The 23,092-nt window shown below is 60.2% G+C and carries 15 protein-coding genes and 5 pseudogenes; 12 read left to right on the top strand and 8 right to left on the bottom strand.

The features are described 5' to 3' along the window. Nucleotides 1–16: 16 nt before the first annotated feature. The 3 genes from RW095_RS04730 to RW095_RS04720 all read left to right on the top strand — a co-directional run bounded on the left by RW095_RS04730 (nucleotide 17) and on the right by RW095_RS04720 (nucleotide 4,486). On the top strand, nucleotides 17–3,115 hold the full coding sequence (locus tag RW095_RS04730) for an ATP-binding protein (RefSeq protein ID WP_317014838.1): 3,099 nt from the start codon (nucleotides 17–19) through the stop codon (nucleotides 3,113–3,115). Between the two features lie 224 nt (nucleotides 3,116–3,339). Next, on the top strand, nucleotides 3,340–3,567 hold the full coding sequence (locus RW095_RS04725) for a thiamine pyrophosphate-binding protein (RefSeq protein ID WP_317016748.1): 228 nt from the start codon (nucleotides 3,340–3,342) through the stop codon (nucleotides 3,565–3,567). A 712-nt stretch (nucleotides 3,568–4,279) separates the two neighbouring features. Further along, on the top strand, nucleotides 4,280–4,486 hold the full coding sequence (locus tag RW095_RS04720; protein ID WP_317014837.1) for a cytochrome ubiquinol oxidase subunit I: 207 nt from the start codon (nucleotides 4,280–4,282) through the stop codon (nucleotides 4,484–4,486). A 73-nt stretch (nucleotides 4,487–4,559) separates the two neighbouring features. On the opposite strand, the gene RW095_RS04715 is transcribed toward RW095_RS04720, so the two are convergent. The 5 genes from RW095_RS04715 to RW095_RS04695 form a co-directional block, all read right to left on the bottom strand. Next, the gene (locus RW095_RS04715) at nucleotides 4,560–4,853 is read right to left on the bottom strand and encodes an IS3 family transposase (protein WP_317014836.1); all 294 of its coding nucleotides are present in this window, start codon (nucleotides 4,851–4,853) and stop codon (nucleotides 4,560–4,562) included. Between the two features lie 18 nt (nucleotides 4,854–4,871). Further along, nucleotides 4,872–5,921, bottom strand: a complete 1,050-nt coding sequence (locus tag RW095_RS04710; RefSeq protein ID WP_317014834.1) for an IS110 family RNA-guided transposase — start codon at nucleotides 5,919–5,921, stop codon at nucleotides 4,872–4,874. A 322-nt stretch (nucleotides 5,922–6,243) separates the two neighbouring features. Next, a complete protein-coding gene (locus tag RW095_RS04705) occupies nucleotides 6,244–7,329 on the bottom strand; it encodes an IS110 family RNA-guided transposase (protein WP_317014833.1) in 1,086 nt (361 codons plus the stop codon). A gap of 191 nt (nucleotides 7,330–7,520) precedes the next feature. Further along, nucleotides 7,521–8,180 carry an IS3 family transposase gene (locus RW095_RS04700; protein ID WP_317014820.1) on the bottom strand — a complete coding sequence of 220 codons (660 nt, stop codon included), beginning with the start codon at nucleotides 8,178–8,180 and terminating at the stop codon, nucleotides 7,521–7,523. Further along, complete coding sequence (locus tag RW095_RS04695; RefSeq protein ID WP_317016305.1) at nucleotides 8,177–8,491, bottom strand: transposase; 315 nt, start codon at nucleotides 8,489–8,491, stop codon at nucleotides 8,177–8,179. The genes RW095_RS04700 and RW095_RS04695 overlap by 4 nt, the downstream gene beginning before the upstream one ends. A 40-nt stretch (nucleotides 8,492–8,531) precedes the next feature. Here RW095_RS04695 and RW095_RS04690 point away from each other — a divergent pair. The 3 genes and pseudogenes from RW095_RS04690 to RW095_RS04680 form a co-directional block, all read left to right on the top strand. After that, nucleotides 8,532–8,918, top strand: a pseudogene (locus RW095_RS04690) (transposase); the annotation flags it as partial. 447 nt (nucleotides 8,919–9,365) lie between these two features. Then, nucleotides 9,366–9,719 carry a BON domain-containing protein gene (locus RW095_RS04685; protein WP_317014831.1) on the top strand — a complete coding sequence of 118 codons (354 nt, stop codon included), beginning with the start codon at nucleotides 9,366–9,368 and terminating at the stop codon, nucleotides 9,717–9,719. 175 nt (nucleotides 9,720–9,894) lie between these two features. Continuing rightward, a complete protein-coding gene (locus RW095_RS04680; protein WP_317014830.1) occupies nucleotides 9,895–11,463 on the top strand; it encodes an integrase catalytic domain-containing protein in 1,569 nt (522 codons plus the stop codon). A 268-nt stretch (nucleotides 11,464–11,731) separates the two neighbouring features. Here RW095_RS04680 and RW095_RS04675 read toward each other — a convergent pair whose 3' ends face one another. Then, nucleotides 11,732–12,682 carry an aldo/keto reductase gene (locus RW095_RS04675; protein WP_317014828.1) on the bottom strand — a complete coding sequence of 317 codons (951 nt, stop codon included), beginning with the start codon at nucleotides 12,680–12,682 and terminating at the stop codon, nucleotides 11,732–11,734. Nucleotides 12,683–13,215: 533 nt separating this feature from the next. Here RW095_RS04675 and RW095_RS04670 point away from each other — a divergent pair. Next, nucleotides 13,216–14,763: a Mu transposase C-terminal domain-containing protein gene (locus tag RW095_RS04670; RefSeq protein ID WP_317014827.1), complete on the top strand. Its 1,548-nt coding sequence runs from the start codon at nucleotides 13,216–13,218 to the stop codon at nucleotides 14,761–14,763. A 76-nt stretch (nucleotides 14,764–14,839) separates the two neighbouring features. Beyond that, nucleotides 14,840–15,608 (top strand): annotated as a pseudogene (locus RW095_RS04665) (TniB family NTP-binding protein); the annotation flags it as partial. Here RW095_RS04665 and RW095_RS04660 read toward each other — a convergent pair. Further along, nucleotides 15,603–15,752 (bottom strand): annotated as a pseudogene (locus RW095_RS04660) (diguanylate phosphodiesterase); the annotation flags it as partial. The pseudogenes RW095_RS04665 and RW095_RS04660 sit on opposite strands and share 6 nt — an antisense overlap. A gap of 438 nt (nucleotides 15,753–16,190) precedes the next feature. Beyond that, nucleotides 16,191–17,891 (bottom strand): methyl-accepting chemotaxis protein, encoded by a 1,701-nt coding sequence (locus RW095_RS04655; RefSeq protein ID WP_317014825.1) that lies wholly within the window; start codon nucleotides 17,889–17,891, stop codon nucleotides 16,191–16,193. An 849-nt stretch (nucleotides 17,892–18,740) separates the two neighbouring features. Between RW095_RS04655 and RW095_RS04650 the strand changes: the two genes are divergently transcribed. The 4 genes and pseudogenes from RW095_RS04650 to RW095_RS04635 form a co-directional block, all read left to right on the top strand. Next, nucleotides 18,741–19,673, top strand: coding sequence for a LysR substrate-binding domain-containing protein (locus RW095_RS04650; RefSeq protein ID WP_317014823.1), 933 nt, complete (start codon nucleotides 18,741–18,743; stop codon nucleotides 19,671–19,673). 1,287 nt (nucleotides 19,674–20,960) lie between these two features. After that, on the top strand, nucleotides 20,961–21,449 hold the full coding sequence (locus RW095_RS04645; protein WP_317014822.1) for an HU family DNA-binding protein: 489 nt from the start codon (nucleotides 20,961–20,963) through the stop codon (nucleotides 21,447–21,449). Next, a pseudogene (locus tag RW095_RS04640) lies at nucleotides 21,446–22,424 on the top strand (PDDEXK nuclease domain-containing protein). Before RW095_RS04645 ends, RW095_RS04640 begins: the two are co-directional and overlap by 4 nt. Continuing rightward, nucleotides 22,405–22,635: pseudogene (locus RW095_RS04635) on the top strand (HU family DNA-binding protein); the annotation flags it as partial. The pseudogenes RW095_RS04640 and RW095_RS04635, both read left to right, overlap by 20 nt. Nucleotides 22,636–23,092 lie beyond the last annotated feature (457 nt).

Here is a 23,092-nt window from a genome sequence, read left to right as displayed (position 1 = left end):
GAGGAGCAAGGTTGGTATGAAAGCGCAATCGAGTACGCGTTCTTCGATCAGTTTCGCCGGCTTTCGTCTGGATATGGCGAACGAATGCCTTTGGAGGCTGGATACCGGCGCGCCACCCGAACGGGTTGACTTAACGCCCAAGACCTACGGCGTGTTGCGGTTTTTGGTCGAGAATCGCGGTGTGCTGATTACCCACCACGCGCTGCTCGAAGCGGTGTGGCCCGATGTGCACGTACAGCCCGAAGTCGTGAAGGCCCAGATACAGATGATCCGGACACGGCTCGGCGATAGCGCGCAGCACCCACGCTACATCGAAACGCTGCGAGGACGCGGATACCGTTTCGTCGCGCCCGTAGAGGTCCCTTCAACGGGATATCAGCAGATTGCCAGCGACGAGAGCAACGGCCACTTTGTCGGTCGCACGAGCGAACTGCAGCAACTGGCCGCTGCGATCGAGCGGGCCAGAGCCGGCAACAGTCAGCTCGTGGTGGTTACCGGTGAACCAGGAATCGGCAAGACCGCGTTGCTCAAGCAGTTCGTTGCCGCCCAGAGGTTCGAGCATGACGATGCGTGGGTCGCTGAAGGGCATTGTGTCGAGGGTTATGGCGGCACGGAACCTTTTTATCCAGTTCTGCAGGCTCTCGGGCAACTTTGTGAGGGAGCCCGCGGCAATGAAGTCGTGAAAGCGCTGGTGACGCTTGCGCCCACGTGGGCGTTGCAGCTCCCGGGCCAGGTGGCGAGCCATGTCCGCGAGTCCCTGCTGCGGCAGATCGTTGGCGCTTCGCGCGAACGCATGCTGCGGGAAATCTGCGGCGTGCTGGCCTCTCTGACGCGGACACAGCCGCTGATTCTGATATTCGAAGATCTTCATTGGGCGGACCACTCAACCATTGATTTGCTGGCGGCGATTGCGGGCCAGTCAGGAGCTCTGCGCCTGATGGTCGTCGTCACTTACCGGCCGACGGAGGCGGCGCTGGCTGACCACCCAATTGAGGAACTGCACCACGAGCTTTCGCTGAGGGGCTTGTGCCGCGATCTGGCGCTTGGCCCACTTGCTGGCGACGCGGTGGTTTCGTGGCTGACAGGCCGCGATCATGTCGACCCTGCCGAGGAAGAACTGTGCTATCGAATCGTACAACGTTGCGGCGGCAACCCGCTGTTTATGCGGGCGACCCTCGCCGATCTCGTGGAGCGCAACATGCTTCGCAAGACGGCGACCGGCTGGCGGCCATTGGTGCCATTAGCGGTGATTAGCACGACCTCCCCCCGCACGATTATCCAGACGATCGAGGGGAGAATCCGGCGGCTGGGTAGCGACGAGCGGAATCTGCTTGAAGCCGCAAGCGTGGCAGGGCTCTCCTTTTTATCGGCGACCGTGGCCGAGGCCGCGGGTTTGTCGACGGAGCGTTTCGACGATCTGTGCGAGGCGCTGGCACGCAATCAGCGTTTCATTCGACGTTGCGGGGTGAAACGCTTACCCGACGGGGGCGCGGCGACTATGTTCTGTTTCGACCATGCCCTCATTCGCAGCGCGTTCTATGGGCATCAAGGGCTAATCCGTCGCACCCGTTTGCATCGGCAAATCGCGGAACGGCTCGAGGCGATCTTTCCTCGCGATCAGAGGGCGGAGGTGGCATACGAGCTCGCGCAACATTTCGCTGACGCGAGGGAGTGGCTCAAGGCGATCGACTATCTGCGCATTGCGTTGCAAACCGCGAGGCTTCGCTTTGCGTATCGCGAGGCGCAGTCGATTCTCGATCTTGCCGCTTCGCTCACCACAAAGTTGCCAGCTGATTTGCGTCCGCTGAAAAGTTTTGAGTTTGCCGAGGCGCGCGCGTCGCTTTACGCTGCGGGGCATGATCCGCGCGCCGAGGCGGCCTGGATTGAACTCGAGGAGCAGGCACGTACGATTGGCCGGCTCGATGCGCAATTGCGTGCCATGCTCGGCCTCGCCTACGTCTTTAGCTGGAGCGACAGGCAACGTTGCATCGGGATGCTGAACGAAGCGCTGACGCTCAGTGCATCGCATCCCGACCAGCGCGTCAGCGCGCTGGTGCGCGTGAGTGCCTATGTACGCCGTATCTGGGCCAGCGGCTGGTCACACGCGGATCTGACCGAGTGCGAGCGTGCGATTCGCGTGCTGCGCGAGACGGGGGATCCACTGATGATCGCCCGGGCGAATATGGAATACAGCATGCTGTGCATCATTTCCTCCCGGTATCGCGAAGCCCTCGGGCTTGTGCGGACGAATTATCAGATCCTCTTTGAGCACGCGGTCGAACATCCGGGCTTTAACCTCGCGATGGCGACGTGGATGATCCGGATGGGTACGCCGTGGGCTCATCTCTTCGTGGGGGAGCTGGGACGGGCGATCGAATCGTTCGATCAGGGCAAGATGTTTTTCCGCGAGAACGGTGATTATTTTGCCGCTCGCACCCTCGAGATCTATGAGGGATGGTTGTTTGTGCACACGATGGACTACGAGACGGTCATTGAAATCTACCAACGGCTCGTGCCGGCTGCAACCTCGACCGCGCGAGCGGACGAAACCGTTTCTGGCGCACTTGTGCCAGTGCAACACCGTGCGTGTATTGTGCTCGGGGGCCTCGCCTACATAGGATTGGGGGATAGCGTACGGGCCTCGTCGCTGTTTGCTGAAGCGGACCGTCAGATGGACGCCGCTCCAACCACGTTCGACTGGTACTGGAAACTGGCAATCGAATGGGGAGCCGCCGAGGCAGCAATGATGGCGGGAGACCATCACACCGCCAGATCGCGCGCGCAGGAGTTCGTGAAGCTCGCCCTCGCCACCGCAGACCGGACGTGGCAGGCCCTGGCATGGGAAGTCGTTGCGCGTGAGGCGCTGGATCGCGGCGATCCGGTCATGGCACTCGATAGTATCAACAAGGCGTTCGCGGCCGCGGAGGGATTCGAAACTCCGCTAGCGGACTGGCGGCTTCACCGCACTGCGGCGGCGATTCACGAGGCCCGCGGTGACGCTGGACAGGCGGATGTGCAACAGCGCCATTTCACTTCGAAGCTCGAGCGGCTGTCGAATTCCTTGCCGCGCGGCACTCAGATTGGCCGACGTCTGCTCGCTGTGGCAACTAGCTGATCCCTACTTCAGGTGTGAGGCATGGAGGAGCTATCATTGTGCGGATCCCTCCTCAGGGGGATACCAGATGTCAGTGCGCCCAGTCAGAATATGGTGATCATCTCACCGATCCGGTGAGCGCGAAGGGCAGTGACGGACTCCGTGCGTGGGTTTTACAAGGGTGGTTGGTCACCTCATGAACAGGCCCCCTTCAGGAGCGCCGACATGAGAAAAAAGTTGCCGAAATTATTGTAGACACCTTCGTTTCGGCGGACGTAAAGCATTGCTATGGGATCGTGGGCAACACGCTGAATCCCATCGCTCACCACATGAATAAGAGCGACATTGAGTGGCTCCATGTTCGTCATGAGGAGGCGGGAGCGTTCGCCGCCGAAGGCGAAGCCATGTTGACCGGCAACCTGACCGCTGTCGCCGGAAGCCGCGGACCCGGAGGTCTTCACCTAAATTTTTAGGAATTGCGGGGTGAAACGGGGTGGCCACAAGCGCGCTGTAATCGGCAACGCGCCCCTAACGGCCGCTCCGGGCCAATGTGTCGACGCTGCACTTCGCACAAGACACTCCATCCATCGACCCGCCGTCCCGCTTTGCCATGCATGTGGAGCTGGGCGCGGTCCGATCAGAGGAAGCAGGATATGGAAATGGGAATCCAAGGTAGAACCGCTCTGGTTTGCGGCCCAAGTCGCGGGCTGGGCTGCGGCTGTGCGGAGGCCTTTTTTTGGCCACCAAAGCCGTAAACGTCGTGATGGTGGCATCAACCCTTGGGAAGCTTGAGGCGAAGGCCACGGCCATACGCGCTCAAGGTGGCGTCACGGTCAGACTGTGGCGTGCGACATCACTACGCCCGACAGACGCGCTGCCGCGCTAGCTGCAAAGCATTTCCTGCTCGTCGACCCGGACCGAGTGCCGAATGTGGCGCTGCCTGCGCGTTTCTCTGGAGCGAACATTCCGGATAAATCACTGGACAAGAACCGCTTGATCGAAGGCGGAGCCTGTCCAGGAACGTTCCAGATCGGAAGAAAAAGGGATGCCCGCAAGAACGTATCGTTTCACTACTCTCGGCCTGGCACGACAGAACAACCTTGCCTGGCGGGTCGTAGTCTATCGACGCGAACGCTTGTGGGCAAACCGTTGTACAAATGTTTGCCAACCCAAGGGATGTAGAAATTGACCTGGACAGCTCTCTCTTTATCGCGGATTCAGTTTGCGTTCGCCGTTGTATTCCACATTATTTTGTCGTTCTTCGCCATTGGGCTTGCGGCTTGGTTGGCAGTACTTGAAGGAATCAATCTTGCAACCAGGCTGGCGTTCTATCGATGGCTTTTCGGTAGCCGCTGGATTCGTACTATGTCGAAGCGTCGCGCGCGCAAATGACCGGGTACCTTCTGCAATGTCTGAGGTTGACCCGGTTTGACGGACAGATTTGTAGTCAGCGATTCGATTTGGTCTAGCCTCCGTTAAGGGTTGACTCGCGGGTTGTCCACGGCCGGGCGGCGGGCCGCTTCTCTCGACCCTGACGCTGCCCGGCGGTGGGCAACCCGCGCTGTGGTGAGGGCTGATGCGGCGCATGCAGGGTTTCGAATTCGAGCGGCGAGCAATACCCGATGCTGCTGTGCAGGCGGCGTACGTTGTACCAACCTTCCAGGAACGAGAACACGCGCCGACGCGCCTGCTCATGAGTTGCAAGGTGTTCGCGCGATAGCAGCTCTGCCTCGAGCGTGCCGAAGAACGACTCACACATCGCGTTGACGCTCCTATGTCAAGCGAAGGCTTTGGAATCCGCTAGATCGGCGAGAATGAGAGGATAGAGTTCTCTGACTATGTACCGCTTCAAGCAGCGGTGAATTTCTTTCTTCGACATACCCTGATGGGTGCGACGTTGCACGTACGCTTTGGTTCTCGGGTCACTGCGCATGCGGACCATCGCTATTGTCCATAGCGCGTTGTTTGCAGAACGGTTTCCCCCGCGATTCAGTCGATGCCGTACTGTTTTACCAGATGACGCCTGGAGAGGGCTCGTTCCGCAAAGCGCTGCGAGAGACGCTTCATTTTTTAGTCGTTCAGGGTTGTCGCCCGCAACAGTAACGAGTATCGCGGCGGTGCGAGGTCCGACACCGAAGCGCCCCCTAAGCCGACGAGCGTACTGGTTGGTAAGCTTCTCCAACATTGCATCAAGCGCCTTCAGTTCATCCTCCAAAGCCATCCACCGCTTCGCCAGCAAGCGAAGCGTGATGGCCAGAGTCTGCAACATAGGAGTGTTGCCCAGCGACCTGACGCGAGCGCAGTTCGCAACGCATTCGGCGATCTTTGTGCTCGAAAGGCGCTCGCGAATGTCTTGAGGTGCGCTGACGAGCAAGCTTCTCAGCTGATTGATGGCTTGGGTTTTCGCCTTAACAGCACTTCGCCGTGAGACGGTGACAGCGCGCATAGCCTCAGCAGCGCCCGATTTGTCTTTTGGGATCGCTGCGGCCTTGCCTGAAAGCACGGCGCGTGCAGCGCTTTCGGCGTCGGTGGTATCGGATTTGCCTCGAAACCTGCGATCCGCGCGGTCCGGCCGATTTACCTCCCGGACTTCAATCTCATGATCCAGCAGGACGCGCGTCAGCCCGGCGCCATACGTGCCGGTCTCTTCTACGCCGGCGCGACGAAGCACGCCGAACGATTGCGCCCAGATGAGCAGATCCAGGTATCCGCTTGCACTTGCCGAAACAGTGAGGGTTCCGAGCAGTTTTCCCGTCTGATTGATGACGGCTCCAACATGAACATCCAGATGGGTATCAACGCCTAAAATCACTTCCACTTGTTCCATCCGTGTCTTCCTTGTGGGTGAACGCATCGCCAACCCCAATCGCAGGACAGGACACTCACGGCGCAATACGAAGCTCCTATCAGGTCACAGACGCTGGGCCCGGCAACGCTCGGGGAACGTCGAATCCAATCGACAGGTCAACGCGAAGGCAGCGCGGCCAATCATAGGCTGGGTCAGATCGGAACGACGTTCAAGGCGTATTTTGGACTGAGTGTCATAGGCGTCGCCGGCGGTCCCCATTGACGGTTGCACGCCGGCCTCGCGACAACGTCGGCCGAAGGCAATGGACGTGTACTGACAGCCCTGGACGCCCTTCTAAAGATCAAGCGGTAATTTGAGCCTGCGTGATCTGGCGGTTGCGTTGCTGGATTACGTAGTAGACCTCCCGCGCGATATAGCGCTTGAGGCAGCGGATTGCTTCAAGTTTCGAATGCCCCTCGCCGACACGTTTGGCGACGTAGGCCTTTGTGCGAGCGTCGGTTCTCAAGCGACCGATGGCAATGATGTGCAAGGCGCTGTTGGCTGCGCGATCCCCACCGCGATTTAACCGATGTCGCGTCACCTTACCGGAGGACGCCGGGACGGGGCTCACGCCACAAAGGGCGGCGAAGCTGGCCTCTGACTGAAGCCGGTCGCTGTTATCGCCTGCGGTCAATAACAGTTGCGAAGCCGACGCGTAACCAATCGAATTTCGCGAGACAAGATCGGGGGCGAGTTCGTCCACGAGCGTTGCGATCATGACGTCGAGGTCGGCAATCTCGTCGTGCAACTCCAGATACCGACGTCCCAGTGACTTCAGTGCAATTCGGCAAGCAGAGGTCAGGTTCCGATAGTCCGACAGATCCGGACGCCACGCAGCCAATGTTCGGATGAGCTGCATTCGTGTCATCGCGCGTAGTGATTCACGTAATTCATCGGGCGCGCTGATGATGGTACTGTGGATCAGCTGTAAAGCGACGCGACGCGCCGAAATGGCCGTCTTCCGGCAGACTTTCAGAACGCGTAGCGACTCAATCATGCCATCGCGCGTCTTGGGCGTGACGGTACGCACGCCGGCGAAGGCAGCGTGAGCCGCGTTGTAGGCGTCCAGCGTGTCGTCCTTGCCACGTTTGCGCCGGTCGCTCTTATCCGGTGCGGTGACCTCCAGCACGGTTACATGGGCCTGCTGCAGGTAGCGCAGTAAGCCCGCGCCGTAGCTCCCGGTGCACTCGACGCCGACCCGGACAAGCTCACCGAATGAGCGCATCCAAAGCAACATCTGCTTGTAGCCGTGCCGCGTGGTTGGGAAGCATTCGCTGCCGAGAAGGCGATCAAGTTCGTCAACCACAGCCGCGAAATGCAGATCCTTATGCGTATCAACGCCGCCTACGATGCTGCGACGGCCAGCAGTAGCCTGTTCTTCTTTCATACAGCCTCGCTCCGGTTGCCGATAGGATATGGGCGATCTCACCGGCATCGAGTACCTGGACAAGACAGTAAAGTGACAGGGCGTCAGGCCCTTCTTGAGTCACACGTATCGACGAGGTGAAACCTCGCCGTTCGGCAGTTCCAGAGGACCGACGGGTCCAGGGAAAGACATTGAGTCGATCGGAATGTGGGTCAGGTCGCCCGGAACGCTCTACGGCACCAGACCTCTCCCGAAAGCCCCTCTTTCGAAACGGTGACTGCCCGGAAACATCTGGTACCCGTATTCTTACTGTCCGAATGCAGAATCACCCCATCGTGGTGGCGCTGCTGCAATGCCATGTCCAGCGCTCGCAGCATCAGTTCCGTATACAGATGATTGGACATCGCCCAGCCAACGATGCGCCGGCTGAACACGTCGAGCACCACGGCCAGATACAGAAAGCCCTCGTCAGTCGGGATGTAGGTGGCATCTGCAACCCACAGCACGTTCATCGCATCAGCGCTGAAGTGCCGGCGTACCAGGTCGGGTGCGCGCCGTGCCCCCGCACGTTGCCGCGTGGTTCGTGGCCAGCGCCGCCGGCTGGCCCCACACAACCCTGCCATGCGCATGAGCCGCGCCACCCGCTTGCGTCCCACGTGCATGCCTTCGCGTGCGAGCTGCGCGTGGATACGTGGCGCGCCATACGTCCCGCGCGAGCTCGCATGCAGCGTACGGATGCGCGCCAGCAGCAGCGCATCGCTGGATGCTTGCTGCGATGGCTCGCGTACCAGCCACGCGTAGAAACCGCTCGTCGAGACCCCGAGCAGCCGTGCCATCCTGGCAATGGGCCAGCGGGCCCGGTTCGTTTTCATGAATCCGTACCCTTCGGTGGCACGGCTCCCGTCTCTCTCGCGAACCAGGCCGCAGCCTGCGAGAGAATGTCGCGCTCCATTTTTAACTGGCGATTCTCACGGCGCAGACGCGTCAGTTCCTGCCGTTCAGCCGTGGTCAGCCCGTCATGCCGTACGCCAGCATCACGCTCAGCCTGCGCGCACCAGTTGACGATGGTCTGTGCCGTCGGTTCGAACTCCAGCGCGAGCTCCTGCGGTGTACGCCCGGCCTTGACCAATTCCACCATATGCGCCCGGAACTCCGCCGGGTACGGTGTACGAGTCTTGCCCATTTCGACACCTCCTCTTCAAAAAGAATAGGTGTCCGTTTTCGCGGGTCAACTTCACATCTGGCGATTCTCGACCGTTGAGCGCGGCCTGAAACTCAGTAAGTATTGGAGTTCGAATTGCCAGCAATGTTCGCTAAAAGGGGACTGCACGCCGGGCCCTCAACGTCGCGTGGCACGCTGGGAACACGAAGCTGTTCTGGACGAGATGCAGGCGCGACTTGACCATGCGCCTGAGACGATGCGCATCCGGCGACAGACTGTCGAGCATCCATCTGGCGCGATCAAGGCGTGGATGGGTGCAACCCATTTCCTGACATGAACCATCGAGCGGGTGAGCACGGAGATGAGCTTGCACGTGCTCGCGTACAACATGAAGCGGGTGATCAGGCTACTCGGTTCAGAAACGCTTATGAAGGCGATGCGGGCGTGACGCCCGCATGGGGTTGTTGAGCCTGTGCAATATGTGCGGTTGTCATTTGACGTTTGTGTTCCCGCACTTCACCAGCCGCGACCTGCGCCGAGATAGGTTTCGTCAATTCCCAGAGGTCAGGCGTTTTGACACGCTCTGGGCCGGCAGCGGAAGACCGAATCAATGCAGCAGTATCTTCGCCCCGCCAGATATGCCTTGGCGCGACGGCCTACGCCATCGCCCTTATGGCCAAGGAATTGAACCAAAGTCCTATTGTCTCGCTAGAAAACAGGAGCAGATTGCTTGTGCGAGATTGCACAACCGTGCGCTCCGCAAAACTCGACCAATTTGACGGGATTTCTGGGGCTACGTCAGGCAGCAGCCTACTACGAACCACTGACCGGTTGCACGGTAGTGACATACCAGCAATCTCTGCGGGAACCTATGGTGGACCAACGGGAGCGAGCGATGAAAGCAATCAAGACATTCAAGCTGATGGGTAGCGCATTGATCTTTGTGGTATCCGTCAATGCGTGGTCGCAGACTAGGGAATCCGCTGCGACGTCAACTGAATCCAGCATGGCGCCAGCAAGCGGGGGAGGCGCGAAAGCCACCAGACAGGCAAATCGCGCACTCAGCAAGAAAGTGCTTCACGCACTCTCAAAGGGCGGTGTCAACACTTCCAGAATCAACATCATTGCAAAAGGTAGTGCAGTGACGCTTGCTGGATCTGTCACTGACTCGAGCCAGATTGATAAGGGCGACCCTGGTAGCGCAGGGAGTGCCCGGCGTTACGTCTGTGAAGAATTCTATGACACTTAAAGAAGCGGGTCAGTAATCCCTCTTATTCGGTTGGGCCGGGTCGCGCCGGCCCGAAATCGACGATCACGCGACGCATTGACTCAGGATTTTTGCTACCAAGCGGTACCTGTTGCCTCATGTAATTTGTTACCCGTCAGAATGCTGGCGAGGACGACTTATGACGAGGCGGCTCAGCATGACAACACGACGGGAATTGACTGAGGCGGTTGGCGAGCGGTATCGACGTTCTGACCGGACGGAGAAACGCCAGATCCTGGACGAATTCATTGAATTGACGGGCTATCACCGTAAGCATGCGATCCGGGTGCTGTGTCGGGATCCTCAGCCGCAAAGGGCGAAGCCAGGGCCGCAGCGGCGTTATGGCGATGAAGTGCGGGCGGCGCTGATCACGCTGTGGGAGGCTGCCGACAGGATCTGCGGCAAGCGGTTGAAGGCGCTCATCCCGACGCTGATCGACTCGATGACACGGCATGGTCACCTGTCGCTATCGAAGGACATGCGCCAACGGCTCAAGCAGATCAGCGCCGCTACCATTGACCGGCTGCTACGCGACGTGCGCGAACAGGCCTTCTCCGGCCAGCGCCGGCGCGCCGGAGGAATCGGCAATGCGATTCGTCGTGCGGTGCCGATCCGCACGTTCTCTGACTGGAACGATCCGTTGCCCGGCTATCTCGAGGTCGATTTCGTCGAGCATTGTGGTGGCACCAAGATCGACGGCGACTTCGTGCATAGCTTCGTGATGACAGATATCGCGACCGGCTGGACCGAATGCCTGACCATGCCGTATCGCAGCGGTGCGTTCGTTCTCGAGCACATCGAGCGTGTTAGACGTGCCTTGCCGTTTCCGCTGCGTGGTCTGGATTGCGATAACGATACTGCCTTCATGAACGCGGCCATGCTTGACTTCTGCAAGGCAACGGGTATCGAACTGACGCGCTCACGTGCCTACAAGAAAAACGATCAGGCATGGGTCGGGCAAAAGAATGGCGCTATTGTGCGTCGCCTCGTTGGCTATGGCAGGCTACGCGGCCTGGAAGCCACGGCAACCCTTGCTTCCCTCTACGAGGTGTCGCGGCTGTACATCAACTTCTTCCAGCCGTCATTCAAGCTGAAATCGAAGACCCGTCACGGCGCGAGGGTGACGAAGCGCTATGAAGCGCCCTTGACGCCGCTCGAGCGCGTGCTGCGTTCTGCTTCGGTGTCGGAGGCAACCAAACGCAGACTGCGTGCCCAGTTCAGAGCGCTCGACCCACTGGATCTCTTACGTCGAATGCGCGACGCCCAGCAGCGTGTCGCCGAATGCAGTGCTTCCGGAGTGGCGCCGACGGAGACAAAAACATCCGCTCAAGTTCCACTCGCGGATTTCCTGACGAGTCTTGGAACGGCATGGCAGGCCGGAGAGGTCCGGCCGACGCATCATCGAAAAGCGCGCGTCCCCCATGACTGGCGTACCCGGGAAGATCCGTTCGAGCATACCTGGCCGAAGATACAGCAGTGGCTCGAAGCGGAGCCCGGCATTACCGCGCAAAAGCTCCATGAGCGTCTCACTTCGATGGCTCCCACCATGTATTCCGGCGCGCAGCTGCGCACCTTGCAGCGCCGCGTGAAGGTATGGCGATCGAATCGTGCCAGAGAACTGGTGACGCGGATACTCGGCGATGCCGACGCAATGACGGCTGGCGCCGCTACGCTGCGCCAGCCGTCATTGCAAAACATTCGGACAGTGACAATTACCCGGGAGTAACATCATCCCGTGAGGCAACACGCGCGACGAACATAATCGTCGGGGAAGTCGGATATCTGAGAGAAGCGGACGTTCGAATGTCCGCGTGAGAGCGCGGCCGAATGGCCGTAGTTGGCGGCGGATTCAACCGGACGCGGCCGGCGGTTGTCGATTCTGTATAGATAGTCCTGGAGTGCGTGGAGATCGGAGACAGAAAGGATGAGCTTCGCCAGCCTCGTACCGGATGACCGTGAAGAAATTGACGCGCCCACCCGGCTTCGCGACTCGGTTATTGCGCCGGTGCGCTGGCGTCGTTAAGCAGCTTCAGGTCTTCGGCAGGGAGTTGCAGGCGTGTCGCAGCCGCCAGACTCTCCAGTTGTTCCGCCGATGTCGCGCTTGCGATCGGCGCCGTCACGCTCGGCCGCGCGATGATCCAGGCGAGTGCCACGGTCGCGGGCGTCGCGTCATTGCGCTTGGCCACTTGAACGAGCGCATCGACAATCCGCAGCCCGCGGTCGTCGAAGTATTTGTCCACGAGCGAACTGCGCGCAGCTTTCGCCGCGTCCGCCTTCGAACGGTATTTTCCGCTCAGGAAACCGCTCGCCAGGCTGAAATACGTGACCACCGCCAGTTTGTGCGCCTGCGCGACCGGCTCGAGATCCGTCTCATAACCTTTCCGATCGTAAAGGTTGTACTCCGGCTGAAGCACCTGATACGTCGGCAACCCCAGCTCCTTCGATACCTTCAGCGCTGCCTCGAGCCGCTCGCCGGTGAAGTTCGAAGCGCCAATCACCCGTACCTTGCCCGCCTTGACGAGCTTCTGATATGCGCCGAGCGTCTCTTCGAACGGCGTCTTGTCGTCGTCGAGGTGCGAGAAATAGACGTCAATGTAATCGGTCTGCAGCCGGCGCAGCGAATCATTGATGGCTGCCTCGATGTTCGCCGCCGACAGCCCCGGCCGCGTCCGCCACATCCCGACCTTGGTCGCGAGCACGATCTTGTCGCGCTTGCCGCTCTCCTTGAACCACTTGCCGATAATCGTTTCGGACTCGCCGCCCTGATGGCCCTCGGCCCACTGCGAGTAGCAGTCGGCCGTATCGATGAAGTTCAAGCCGTGGTCGACGAAACTGTCGAGGATGGAGAACGACGTGCGCTCATCAGCCGTCCAGCCGAAGACGTTGCCGCCGAAGACGAGGGGGGCGACTTGAAGGTCCGAGGTGCCGATCGTGTGCTTTTGCATTTGTTCTCTCTGAGATTGGATTTGAAACGGATGCAAAAGCATACGCGCGAATGCCGATGCTCGCTTGGCAGCCCGCATCTGGCGCGATTCGGGTGAGCTTCCTTCGCGCGGAGACTTGGCGGCTTGGCTGAAAAGAGAGGAACGGCTTTCGACAAGGTGTCGCCACGTGGGACAGCGTCGGGCGTGGTACTGGCGATGTCCCTGCTGTGTTACGGGCGTGCGTGGCGCTTCCGGTGAGCTTTACGATCGAACGTCCGCTTCATTCGCTACTGCTTGTAGCAAGGCTCGAATCTCCGATTTCGGCGGTTCATGTAGGCGTTCAGTATTAGCGCTAGCCGTGTTCAGTAACGTTGCTAGCAGAAATTCCCAGAGAAGCCTCGGCAAACAGGGTCTTTTCTGCGTTTTCGCGCGGCTGGATAGTCGTTGCGTTTCTGCAACAGAAACTTGGCCAATGTTCTCTAACGTTGCTAGCACGTCGCACGAGTTCGCTAATACTGCTAGCGCACGTTTCGCGTGGATAGGTAGGGGTCCATATGGCTTCGATCGAAGAGCGGGCCGCTCGAGCAGCGAAGGTTGCGTCCGTGCTTCGACCGCTTGGCAACGGTGTGCTCTCCCGAAAACAGGCTGAGCGAGCAGCACAGCTTTTAGGCGTTCACTGCACCACCGTATATCGCCTGCGTCGGCGTTTCCTCGCAGATCCGGTCGCCAGCGCCTTGGAGCCAAGGCAGCCGGGTAGGGCGACCGGGGGCAGACTGGACGCCGCCGTCGAATGCGTCATCGACGAGGCCGTGCACGAATGGCTCCCCGATCAGCGGCACCTTGCGCATCCTGCAACTGATCTTGTACTTGAGGTGAAACGTCGCTGCAGCGTTGCAGGTCTGTCGCCTCCAAGCAGGTCGACGATAGCTCGACGGTGGCTCTCATATCGCGAGCAGGATGCTTTGGCACGAGCTGCCATCCCGGACGCCGCAATCGCCCCCGGCACCTTCCAGGTCCGCCATCCGTTAGACATCGTGCAGGTTGATCACACGCAAGCGGACATCCTGCTCGTTAGCGAACTGGACGGACGGATCATCGGTCGACCGTGGCTGTCTGTGGCTCTCGACGTTGCTACGAGATGTGTGCTTGGCTTTTATGTCGCAATGGAGAGGCCGGGAGCTGCGACAGTAAGCTTACTTCTCTCGCGCGTAGTCCTGCGCAAAGAGCCGTGGCTCGAAAGACTAGGCATTGAAGCTGACTGGCCAATGCGCGGTATCCCTCGGACGCTGCACCTTGATAACGCGGCGGAATTCAAAAGCCGCGCGCTCCGCAGCGGATGCCGCGAGTACGGCATTGAACTCATGTACCGACCGGTGGGCAAGCCGCACTTCGGTGGTCACATCGAGCGGCTGAACAGGACCTTGATGGAGCGCGTGCGTGGCCTACCTGGTTCGACTGGATCGTCAGTCAAAGGGCGCAAGGCGCGCCAGGCCGAGAAGACAGCTTCACTCACGTTGAAGCAGTTCGAGCAGTGGCTCGCTGTTGAGATCGGCAGGCGTTATCACTGCAGCCCCCACCGCGGTTTGTTGGGACTTCAGCCCATGCAGAAGTGGCAGGATACATGGCGAGCATCGGATTCGCGATGCTTGCCAACTCAACCGGATGCCGAACTGAAGTTTCTGATCCGGTTCCTGCCAGTCGCATCCCGGACCATCCAGCGGGACGGCCTCAAGCTCTTCCTGATCCGCTATTGGCATCCCTTGTTCGCGGCATGGCGGGAAACACGCCGGTCCGTGACGATCCGCTATCACCCAGAAGATCTGTCGCGCATCTTCGTAAGCGCTGGCAGAAGCAGTTTCGTTGAAGTGCGATACGCGGACTTGCGTCGGCCTCCCATCTCGCTGTTCGAACAGCGGGCAGCTTTGCGAGCTATCCGGGCTAGAGGACAACGGGCAGTATCGGAGAGGGAGATATTCGAGACTGTCGAGCAGCAGCGACAACTGGTCGTCTTCCCAGCGGGCTACTCGAGCGCGACGCCGCATGTCACGTCAAGCTGGCGGTTTGGTTCCGAAGAGCAGCATCGAAGATCTTGCACTCGCTGAACAGCGGCAGGTCGAGCAGGTGAACTACGACGCACCAGTTACCGCGTATGACGTTGAGCAGTGGTAGGGAGCCAGCATGAAGCAAGGTGATTTCGCGCATCTGCTACCCGCTGCAAGAGATCAGGTCCTACCTGGAAAAGAGGATCGCATAAAGGGTCTGCTGCGTGACCGGTGGATCGACTATCCCCGAGCGACTGAAGCCTTGCAGGTACTGCAGCGGCTCTATGAGACGCCGAGACGTGAGCGCATGCCGTGTCTTCTGCTGCACGGCGACTCGAACATCGGGAAAACCAAGATAACGGCCAAGTTCAGGCGAGCGCACCCCAGCGAGTTCGACGAGAGAACCGGGGTAGAGCGGTGTCCGGTCGTGAGCGTACAGATGCCTCCCACCCCCGATCAGCACCGCTTTTATTCCGGCTTGCTCTTTGAGCTCGGTGCGCCACATAACCCCGCTGCGGGGCTGGCCACACTCGAGCGGCTCGCTCGACATCTTGCGGCGGATGTCGCCGCAGATGCTAATCGTAGACGAGGTTCATCACCTGCTCGCCGGAACGTACCGTGAGCAACGCGCCTCTTTGAACCTTCTAAAATAACTGGCCAACGATCTGCAGATTAGCATGGTCCTTGTCGGTACGCGCGATGCCGTTCTAGCGCTTCAGACCGATTCACAGATGATCAGCCGCTACCGACCGTTCGAGATCCCAAGGTGGAGGGAAAGCGAAAATCTTCGCAGGCTCATGGCTGCGTTTGAGAAAGTCTTGCCGCTACGAAAACCATCGAATCTGTCGCGACGTGAGATTGTCCAGTTCGTTCTTGAGATAAGCGGAGGGCTGACTGGCGCCATATAGCCTCACGATGACCTGCGCGGTAGCAACCGCGTCATCCGTGAATTGGGCGGGATTGGCGGCCCCACAGCGGAACAGCAGTTCGAACGCGTTCAACGCTCCGCTGCGATCGAGGATCGGCTGCCGCCCGAGATAGACGAATTCCGGCGTGGCGACTTTACTGTTCGACGCCGGTCGACGGTCGACGGTCGGCGGGGGCGGACGAGAGTACGTTTCCCTTCAACTTTGGATACTTCCCTTTCTGTTGAGTTTCAGTCGCTGCCAATCGGGCAGGCGGCACGTCTGCTGCGATTGCAGTTACTCACTGCTGAGGTCGTGGCGACAGCATGAAATCCCACGCCGTGACCTCGATCCGCAGGCACCACGCAATGGTGCGGCTTAAAGCTACTGACGCCTGGCCGCCTCCTGGTCCAATGCGGCAAGAATGGTATCGGTGAGTTCAAGCTGTGCCGAGTGATACTCGGCGGGCAGGACCAGATCGTCCATCAACGACAGGGCATTTCAATGCCCTGCCCAATGACCGGATCACCTTGACGCGCTGCAACGTCGGGAGGTGTGGCAAGACTTGATGCGGGTGGCTGCCTAAAAACTGTTCCATTCGTCAGCCTCGGCCGTTTGCGCCGTGCGACCGGGCGGCCGCGGTGCAAACTGCTTCGGAGCTGGCTTGGCCGGCGCCCTGGCTCGCGCCGGAGCCGGCGTGCGCGTCTGCGCGTCGCTCCCCGTGCCTGCGTCGTGCGAGACGACCAGCCTGAACATCGAAACAGCGGCTTTCAAATCGCTCGCCTGCGACTCGAGCGCACCGGCGGCGGCCGCCGCCTGTTCGACCAGGGCCGCGTTCTGCTGCGTGACTTCGTCCATCTGCGTGACGGCCTGATTGATCTGGCCGATGCCCTTACTCTGTTCCTGCGAGGCGGCGGTGATTTCACCCATGATGTCGGTCACGCGTTGGATCTCGCGGGTGATCTCGTGCATCTTCGTGCCGGCCTCCTGTACATGGCTGGCGCCTGTCCGCACCCGCTCGACGGAATCGTGGATCAGTTCCTTGATCTCCTTGGCTGCCGCCGAGCAGCGCTGCGCCAGCGACCGCACTTCGGCGGCCACCACCGCAAAGCCTCGTCCCTGCTCACCCGCCCGCGCTGCTTCGACAGCCGCATTCAGCGCGAGGATATTGGTCTGGAAGGCGATACCCTCGATGATGCCGACAATGTTGGCTATCTTGTCCGAGCTGGCGTTGATGCCCTCCATGGTTTCCACCACGCGTGACACCGCGACACCGCCCTGTTCCGCCACTTGGGCGGCCTGGGCAGCAAGCTGGTTGGCCTGACTGGCATTATCGGCATTCTGGGTAACGGTCGAGGTCAGCTGCTCCATGCTGGACGCCGTTTCTTCGAGCGAGGCGGCCTGTTCTTCGGTGCGCTGCGACAGGTCCTGGTTGCCCGCCGCGATCTGGTGAGTAGCGGTGGCAATCGAGTCGGCCGAAATCTTGATCGTCTCGACCGTTTGCGTGAGCTGCTCCTGCATGCGCTTCATCGAAAACAGCAGGCTCGAACGGTCACGTGTCGCTACCTTCACCAGGGCAGTCAGATCGTTGTCAGCAATCCGGTTGGCAATTTCGGCGGCATAAGACGGTTCTCCGCCCAGTGAGTTCAGAATGCCACGGTTGAGTATCACCACGACCGCCGATAAAACCGCAGCCAGTACTACCAGGATCTCGAGGCTCTGATATAGCGACGAGCGGAAAGCCGCATCGAGGTCATCGACATAAAGCCCCGTCGTGAGAATCCAGTCCCACGGCTGATAGGCCGCGTTGTAGGCGATTTTCGGGAAGGCTCCGGTGGCTCCCGGCTTCGCAGCGCTATATGCGGTAAAGCCCTTGCCGTCGCGCTTGATGAGCGCAACCATATCCCTGAAGACGTACGCGCCGTCCGGATCCCTGTAGTCGCCGACGTCCTTGCCGTTCATGTCCGCTCGCGTCGGGTGCATCAAGACCCTCGGCTGCGAATTGACGATCTGAAAATAGCCGTCCTCGCCATACCGCATGTTTCGGACGCTGTCCATCGCCCGCTTCTGGGCTTCCGCCACGGGCATGGAGCCGGCGGCCGCCTGATCGCCAAAAGTTTTGACGGCACTCAGGGCGATTTCCGACGCGTGCTTCAGGTCCGCCTTACGCTCGGCCAGCCGCATTTCTCTTGCCTGGTAAGCACTGTAAACCGATATTCCAGCGAGACACAGCAAACTCAGCATAAGCGGCAGCCAGAGCTTCTGGACAAAAGACAGTTTCATATCTATGGAACCTCACACTGAGTATGTCACGAATAGGAAATTGCATTCAAAATACATAATGCAACCGTAGTGTTAATATCGGCCGGGGTTCGCACAACTTGAGCGGGAAGTGAGGCCGTTACGGAGGCGATCTAGCCCTTGAGGTCTAGCGTTCGGCTATGGGTGTCACCCTGATTGACGCAACTGAGTGCGACGTACTTTTTTGCCCGGTCTTGTGCAGTGCCGTGTGGCATTCTTCTTCGCGATGAAAAGTCTGTCTGAGGGACCGCTACCGGGGGCGGCTTACCGACGTTCACCCGACATTCGCTCCCATCACGCGACAGGCCCTTCTGGGTCAGGACGAGACCAGCGGCGCTTCGAACTCATCGCCGCAAACCGGTCATTTGTATTTCGCTTCCCGAAAGCGGCCGGTCGGCAACGCGTACTTCCGACCCGAACCGGTCCGTCCAACCAGAGCTACATCAAGGGCGGGTTTGAAGGTACATGAGCCGTCCGGGATCACCAGACCGCCAGTTGCGTAGCCTTTTCGAGCAAATTGCAACGGCTTGCCGCGCAAGCCCGTTTCTTTGCAGCGCACGCAAAGGACGCGTTATGAAAGTCGTACGATTAGCCATTTTGGTGCGTAAGGACAGCGCGAGTCCGTCTGGCCTGGACAGTGTGGAACGTTTGTTGCGTCACATGAGTCTGCCGGATCCTAGAGAGACGCAGAGTTCCGCGATACGAAAAACATGCCGCCGCCTATTGCTAGCCACGGTGGGCATGGCCGGAGCATGGCGGCGCTCTTTTACCTGGATGCAGGCCGGGCGATGCCCGGTTCGTTACCGGCGCCGATATCGCGAGATCCTCGACATGTCCAGAAAACTCCCTCCCCTCATCGCTGTGAGAGCGTTCGAGGCAGCGGGCAGACATGTGAGTTTCACCAAGGCCGCCACGGAGCTGAGTGTGACGCACGGTGCCGTTAGCCGGCAGGTTGCACAGCTCGAGAGATGGCTCGGCACGCCGCTGTTCAGGCGCAGCGCCTCGCAATTGTTGCTGACAGAAGCAGGCCGTGACTATCTCGCCGTCGCAACGGCGGTACTCGACCGTCTCGCCGTGGCGTCGCGGGGTCTCGTGGATCAAGCGGCGCCGACGGCGCTCACCATCAATGCACCGCCCACGTTCACGATGCGCTGGCTGATTGCGCGTATCTCGGCTTTTCAGCGCAAGCGGCCTGATGTCGAGATCCGGCTCACGACATCGATCGCCCCTGTCAATTTCCAGGAGCACCGCTACGACATCGCGATTCGCGGAGCGCATGAGCCAATACAGGGCTGCGTGTCATTCCCGTTCATGACAGAAGTCATCGTGCCGCTTTGCCACTGCGATCTGCTCGAAGGAGGGCGCCTGCGTGGGCCTGAGGACCTCGCTGGCCATACGCTCATTCATTACGTGACCGAGCCGTACTCGTGGGAGCAATGGCTCGCGCAGGCGGGCATACCGGATGTGAAGCCTGTCGGCGAGCTGAAGTTCGAGCACATGTACCTGGCTTTGCAGGCAGCAGCTGAGGGGCTCGGCCTGGTGCTGGCACCTCTTTCTCTCGCCATCGACGACATCATTGCGGGTCGGTTATGCGCTCCTCTTGGTCCGTGCGCAGCGCAGTTTCGGAAGTACTTTGCGTGCGCGAGCCACATGAGTCCGGTGATCGAAAGCTCCTACGAATGGCTCTCCAGGGAAGGTCACGACACAGAGCAGTCGATGGCAGCCTGGGCTGCGTCCGTCGGTTGGCCGCTTGGCGTCCCGTGAGCGAGACTCACGGCACTGTGAGTAAAGATGGTTTGCACCAAACGGCAATCTCTCCGACCATCTGGGAACCCCTTGGCTTTAGGACATGCGAGGTGGTGTGCACTACTGACGCAACATCCCTGCGCTTCCGTGAAAGGAATATGTCATGACTGAAACCTTGATGGGCCTGATCATCGGAGCCTCGGCCCTTGGTATCGCAATGATCATGGTGATAGATCACTAATCGCCGTGAGCGGCTGCGGAGAAGAATGCCACGACATCTGGATCATCTTGACTGGTGGCATCAACCGTGTGGTCGTACGTGATCGCCGCGCCACGCGCGGATAGCCATACCCACGAATTCGAGAGGAGTGGGTATGGCTATCCGCGCGTGACGATAATGTCTGCCGAAACGTTCGGGGTCCAATTCTCAGGCTGTTCGAGAGCATGACCAGGTGGCCGCGGCCGAACTTCGCTAGACACTCCGGCGCTGCGCCCCTGCGGGCGGCGACGGCAAGTCGTCGACGCAGCGGATCGCCCTTGTACGGACGACTCCCGATGTACCGACCGACCCAGTCGGTCACAACAAGAGATAAGTGCATGATAAAAAGCATTAAAAACGGGCCTGCAAACAGGAAGAGCCCTTACACGCGGCATACCGCCGAAGCCGCGATTTCCCATCTCGAACGGATTCTGTCAGCTGATGGCGCAGACTCACTATTCAGCCGGACCTACTGGCGCGCACGTGTTGAGCAGTTGACCGCTACACCAGGGTTAACTCCGGAGCAGCGAGCAAGGCTTACGAGACTCCTTGAGTCTCTTCGTCCCCCGCTTGCGGGCAAAATCTAGGGTAACGGGGAACGGAAATATCCGGACACAAACGCTTCGCAGGGGCCACTGATATCCATCCTGGCGCGACGATGTGTCGACCATGATCGGCATGTGAGTGACCGCCACTTCGTGCGGAAGCGACGTTCGAATGTCGCGTCGCCTTGCGTGCCAGCGGCCGAAGTTGGCCGGGTTGAGGCAGTGCCGCCCGCAATCTGCTCGGCGCAGACCGGCCATTGAGCGATGGCGGACGAGACTTAGGCTATCCAAACTGATCGACGACCTCGACCAGCGGCTTGTGACCGGTTCGAGGCTAAGCTGGTGGAAGTCGGGCCTACCATTGCATCGTCCGGTGTGATGCCGAGGCACGGCAATGGACGCGTATTGCGTACAAAATTAGTTGCGACCGGACCCGACGGTGGTAACAGATTTAGTTGACGCGGGAGGCGTTGAAGCCTTACCGAACATGCCACCCGCTGAATGCTGCACCGCACAACGACAGTAACAAAATTGCTTGCGCGAGCGCAGCGCGGGCAGCGCGCGGAAGCGGTGTGTCTGACCGCCGGAACGGCACACGTCCGGGCGTGCATGCCCGCTGCTCGCCGTCGTCAAGGCGCGGCGCCGATTGCACGCACACATGCCGATCGGGTAGGGTGGCAGCTTCACTCCACCACCTCCGCTGGAAAGACAATGAATAAACAGGAACTGATTGATTACGTCGCCGCGAAAACCGGCTCCGCCAAGACGGAGACCGCCGAACTGCTCGATGCGCTGATCGGCACCATCACCACTGCGGTCGCCCAGGGCGGCACCGTGCAGCTGATCGGGTTCGGGTCGTTTTCGACGGGGGCGCGGGCCGCGAGAGTTGGACGCAATCCGGCGACCGGTGCCGAGATCCAGATACCCGCTGCGAAGACGGTCAAGTTCACGGCGGGCAAGGCGTTCAAGGATGCCGTGAACGCGTCATGAAGAAGGGCATTATTCCGGCCGAGGAGTACGCCGGTCTTCATGGTGAAATCATCAGCGTGGTGGAGTCCGCACGGCTCACTGCGGCGAGGAGCGTGAACTCGGTCATGACCGCCGCATACTGGGAGATAGGCCGGCGGATGGTGACCATTGAGCAGGGCGGTCGCGAGCGCGCGGAATAGGGCGGGCACTTCTCACGCGTCTGGCCGGTGATCTGACACGGCGTTTTGGGCGCGGCTTCAGCCGGGCGAACCTCGTTAGTATGCGTGCGTTTTATCTGGCGTGGCCCGCAGGGGAGATTTGCCAGACAGTGTCTGGCAAATTGGCGTCCGCCCGGAAAGTCCAGACACTGTCTGGTCAATCCCACGCAAATGAGCCGATTCGCGACGCCGCGGACGTAGCGCCAGATTTCTGGGCGCTGGCCGGGAGATTTATGCTGCCGTGGTCCGCGTATGTGCGCCTGCTTTCAGTCCGGACGGCCGGCGCCCGTACCTTCTACGAGACCGAGGCGTTGCGTGAGGGGTGGTCAGTCCGCCAACTCGACCGCCAGATCAGCAGCCAGCTCTACGAACGACTGGCGTTGTCACGCAACAAGGCAGCCCTGCTCAGGAAAGCCGCTGACGCACAGCCGGGCGACGCGGAACGCCGGAGGAGGCGATCCGCGACCCGTTTGTCCTCGAATTCCTTGACATCAAGGACGAATACTCAGAATCGGACCTCGAGGAGGCACTGGTCCACCATTTGGCAGACTTCCTGCTCGAGCTGGGCGATGATTTCGCTTTCGTAGGCAGGCAACGCCGGCTGCGAATCGATGACACCTGGTTCAGGGTTGACCTAGTGTTTTTCCATCGGCGCCTGAAATGCCTCGTCATCATCGATCTAAAAGTTGGGCGCTTTAGCTACGCTGACGCTGGTCAGATGCATCTCTATCTGAACTATGCGCGCGAACACTGGATGAAGCCCGACGAAAACGGGTGAGGCGATGGACGCGTTCATGGCGGCGATCACCGCCGAAGTGACGAATGGCGGCACGGTGCAACTGGTTGGCTTCGGCTCGTTTTCGAGCGGGACCCGCGCCGCGCGCGTGGGCCGCAACCCGGCCACTGGACAAGAAATCCAGATCGCTGCGGCTAAGACGGTGAAGTTCACCGCAGGTAAGGCCTTCAAGGATGCAGTGAACGGCCAGTAACCGGCAGCGCGTCGCATCGGTGAGGTATGCATGGTCACCAGTTCCAGCCGGCCTCCCACCGTAGAGAGAGGCGAAAAGGCTGAGGCGTCCGGCCGGATGCTCATGAGGCAATCGGCGCCCGATCTCAGCGAGTGCGTCAGCAGGCGGCCATACCCTTGCAGTACTCGCGTGCTTGTCGGCGTTTGTCGTCGGGGCGGATCCGGACGCGAGTGGGTCGCCCGCCACGTCCAGTTTCTGCCCGCGCCCGCAAGCGCACGTCGCGCACTCGTCAGCGGACTCCAAGACCCAGACCCGACGGAGTGCGGCCGCGCCTGCGCGGACGGCGAGGGGCGCTCGGAAGCTGGTCGCACGCATGCCTCAGCGCACGAGCGACACCGGCGCCCGCGGTAGCAGCCGCCGACGCATGACGCGCGGCAGGGCGGCCTTTTCTGACTACCGATAGGCTGGCGATGAGTCC

Origin of the sequence: Paraburkholderia kirstenboschensis (assembly GCF_032806925.1) — a bacterium.
GTDB classification, from domain to species: Bacteria; Pseudomonadota; Gammaproteobacteria; order Burkholderiales; family Burkholderiaceae; genus Paraburkholderia; species Paraburkholderia kirstenboschensis.
Note: the sequence above shows the minus strand (reverse complement) of the source record. Positions and strands in the feature narration are given on the sequence as shown.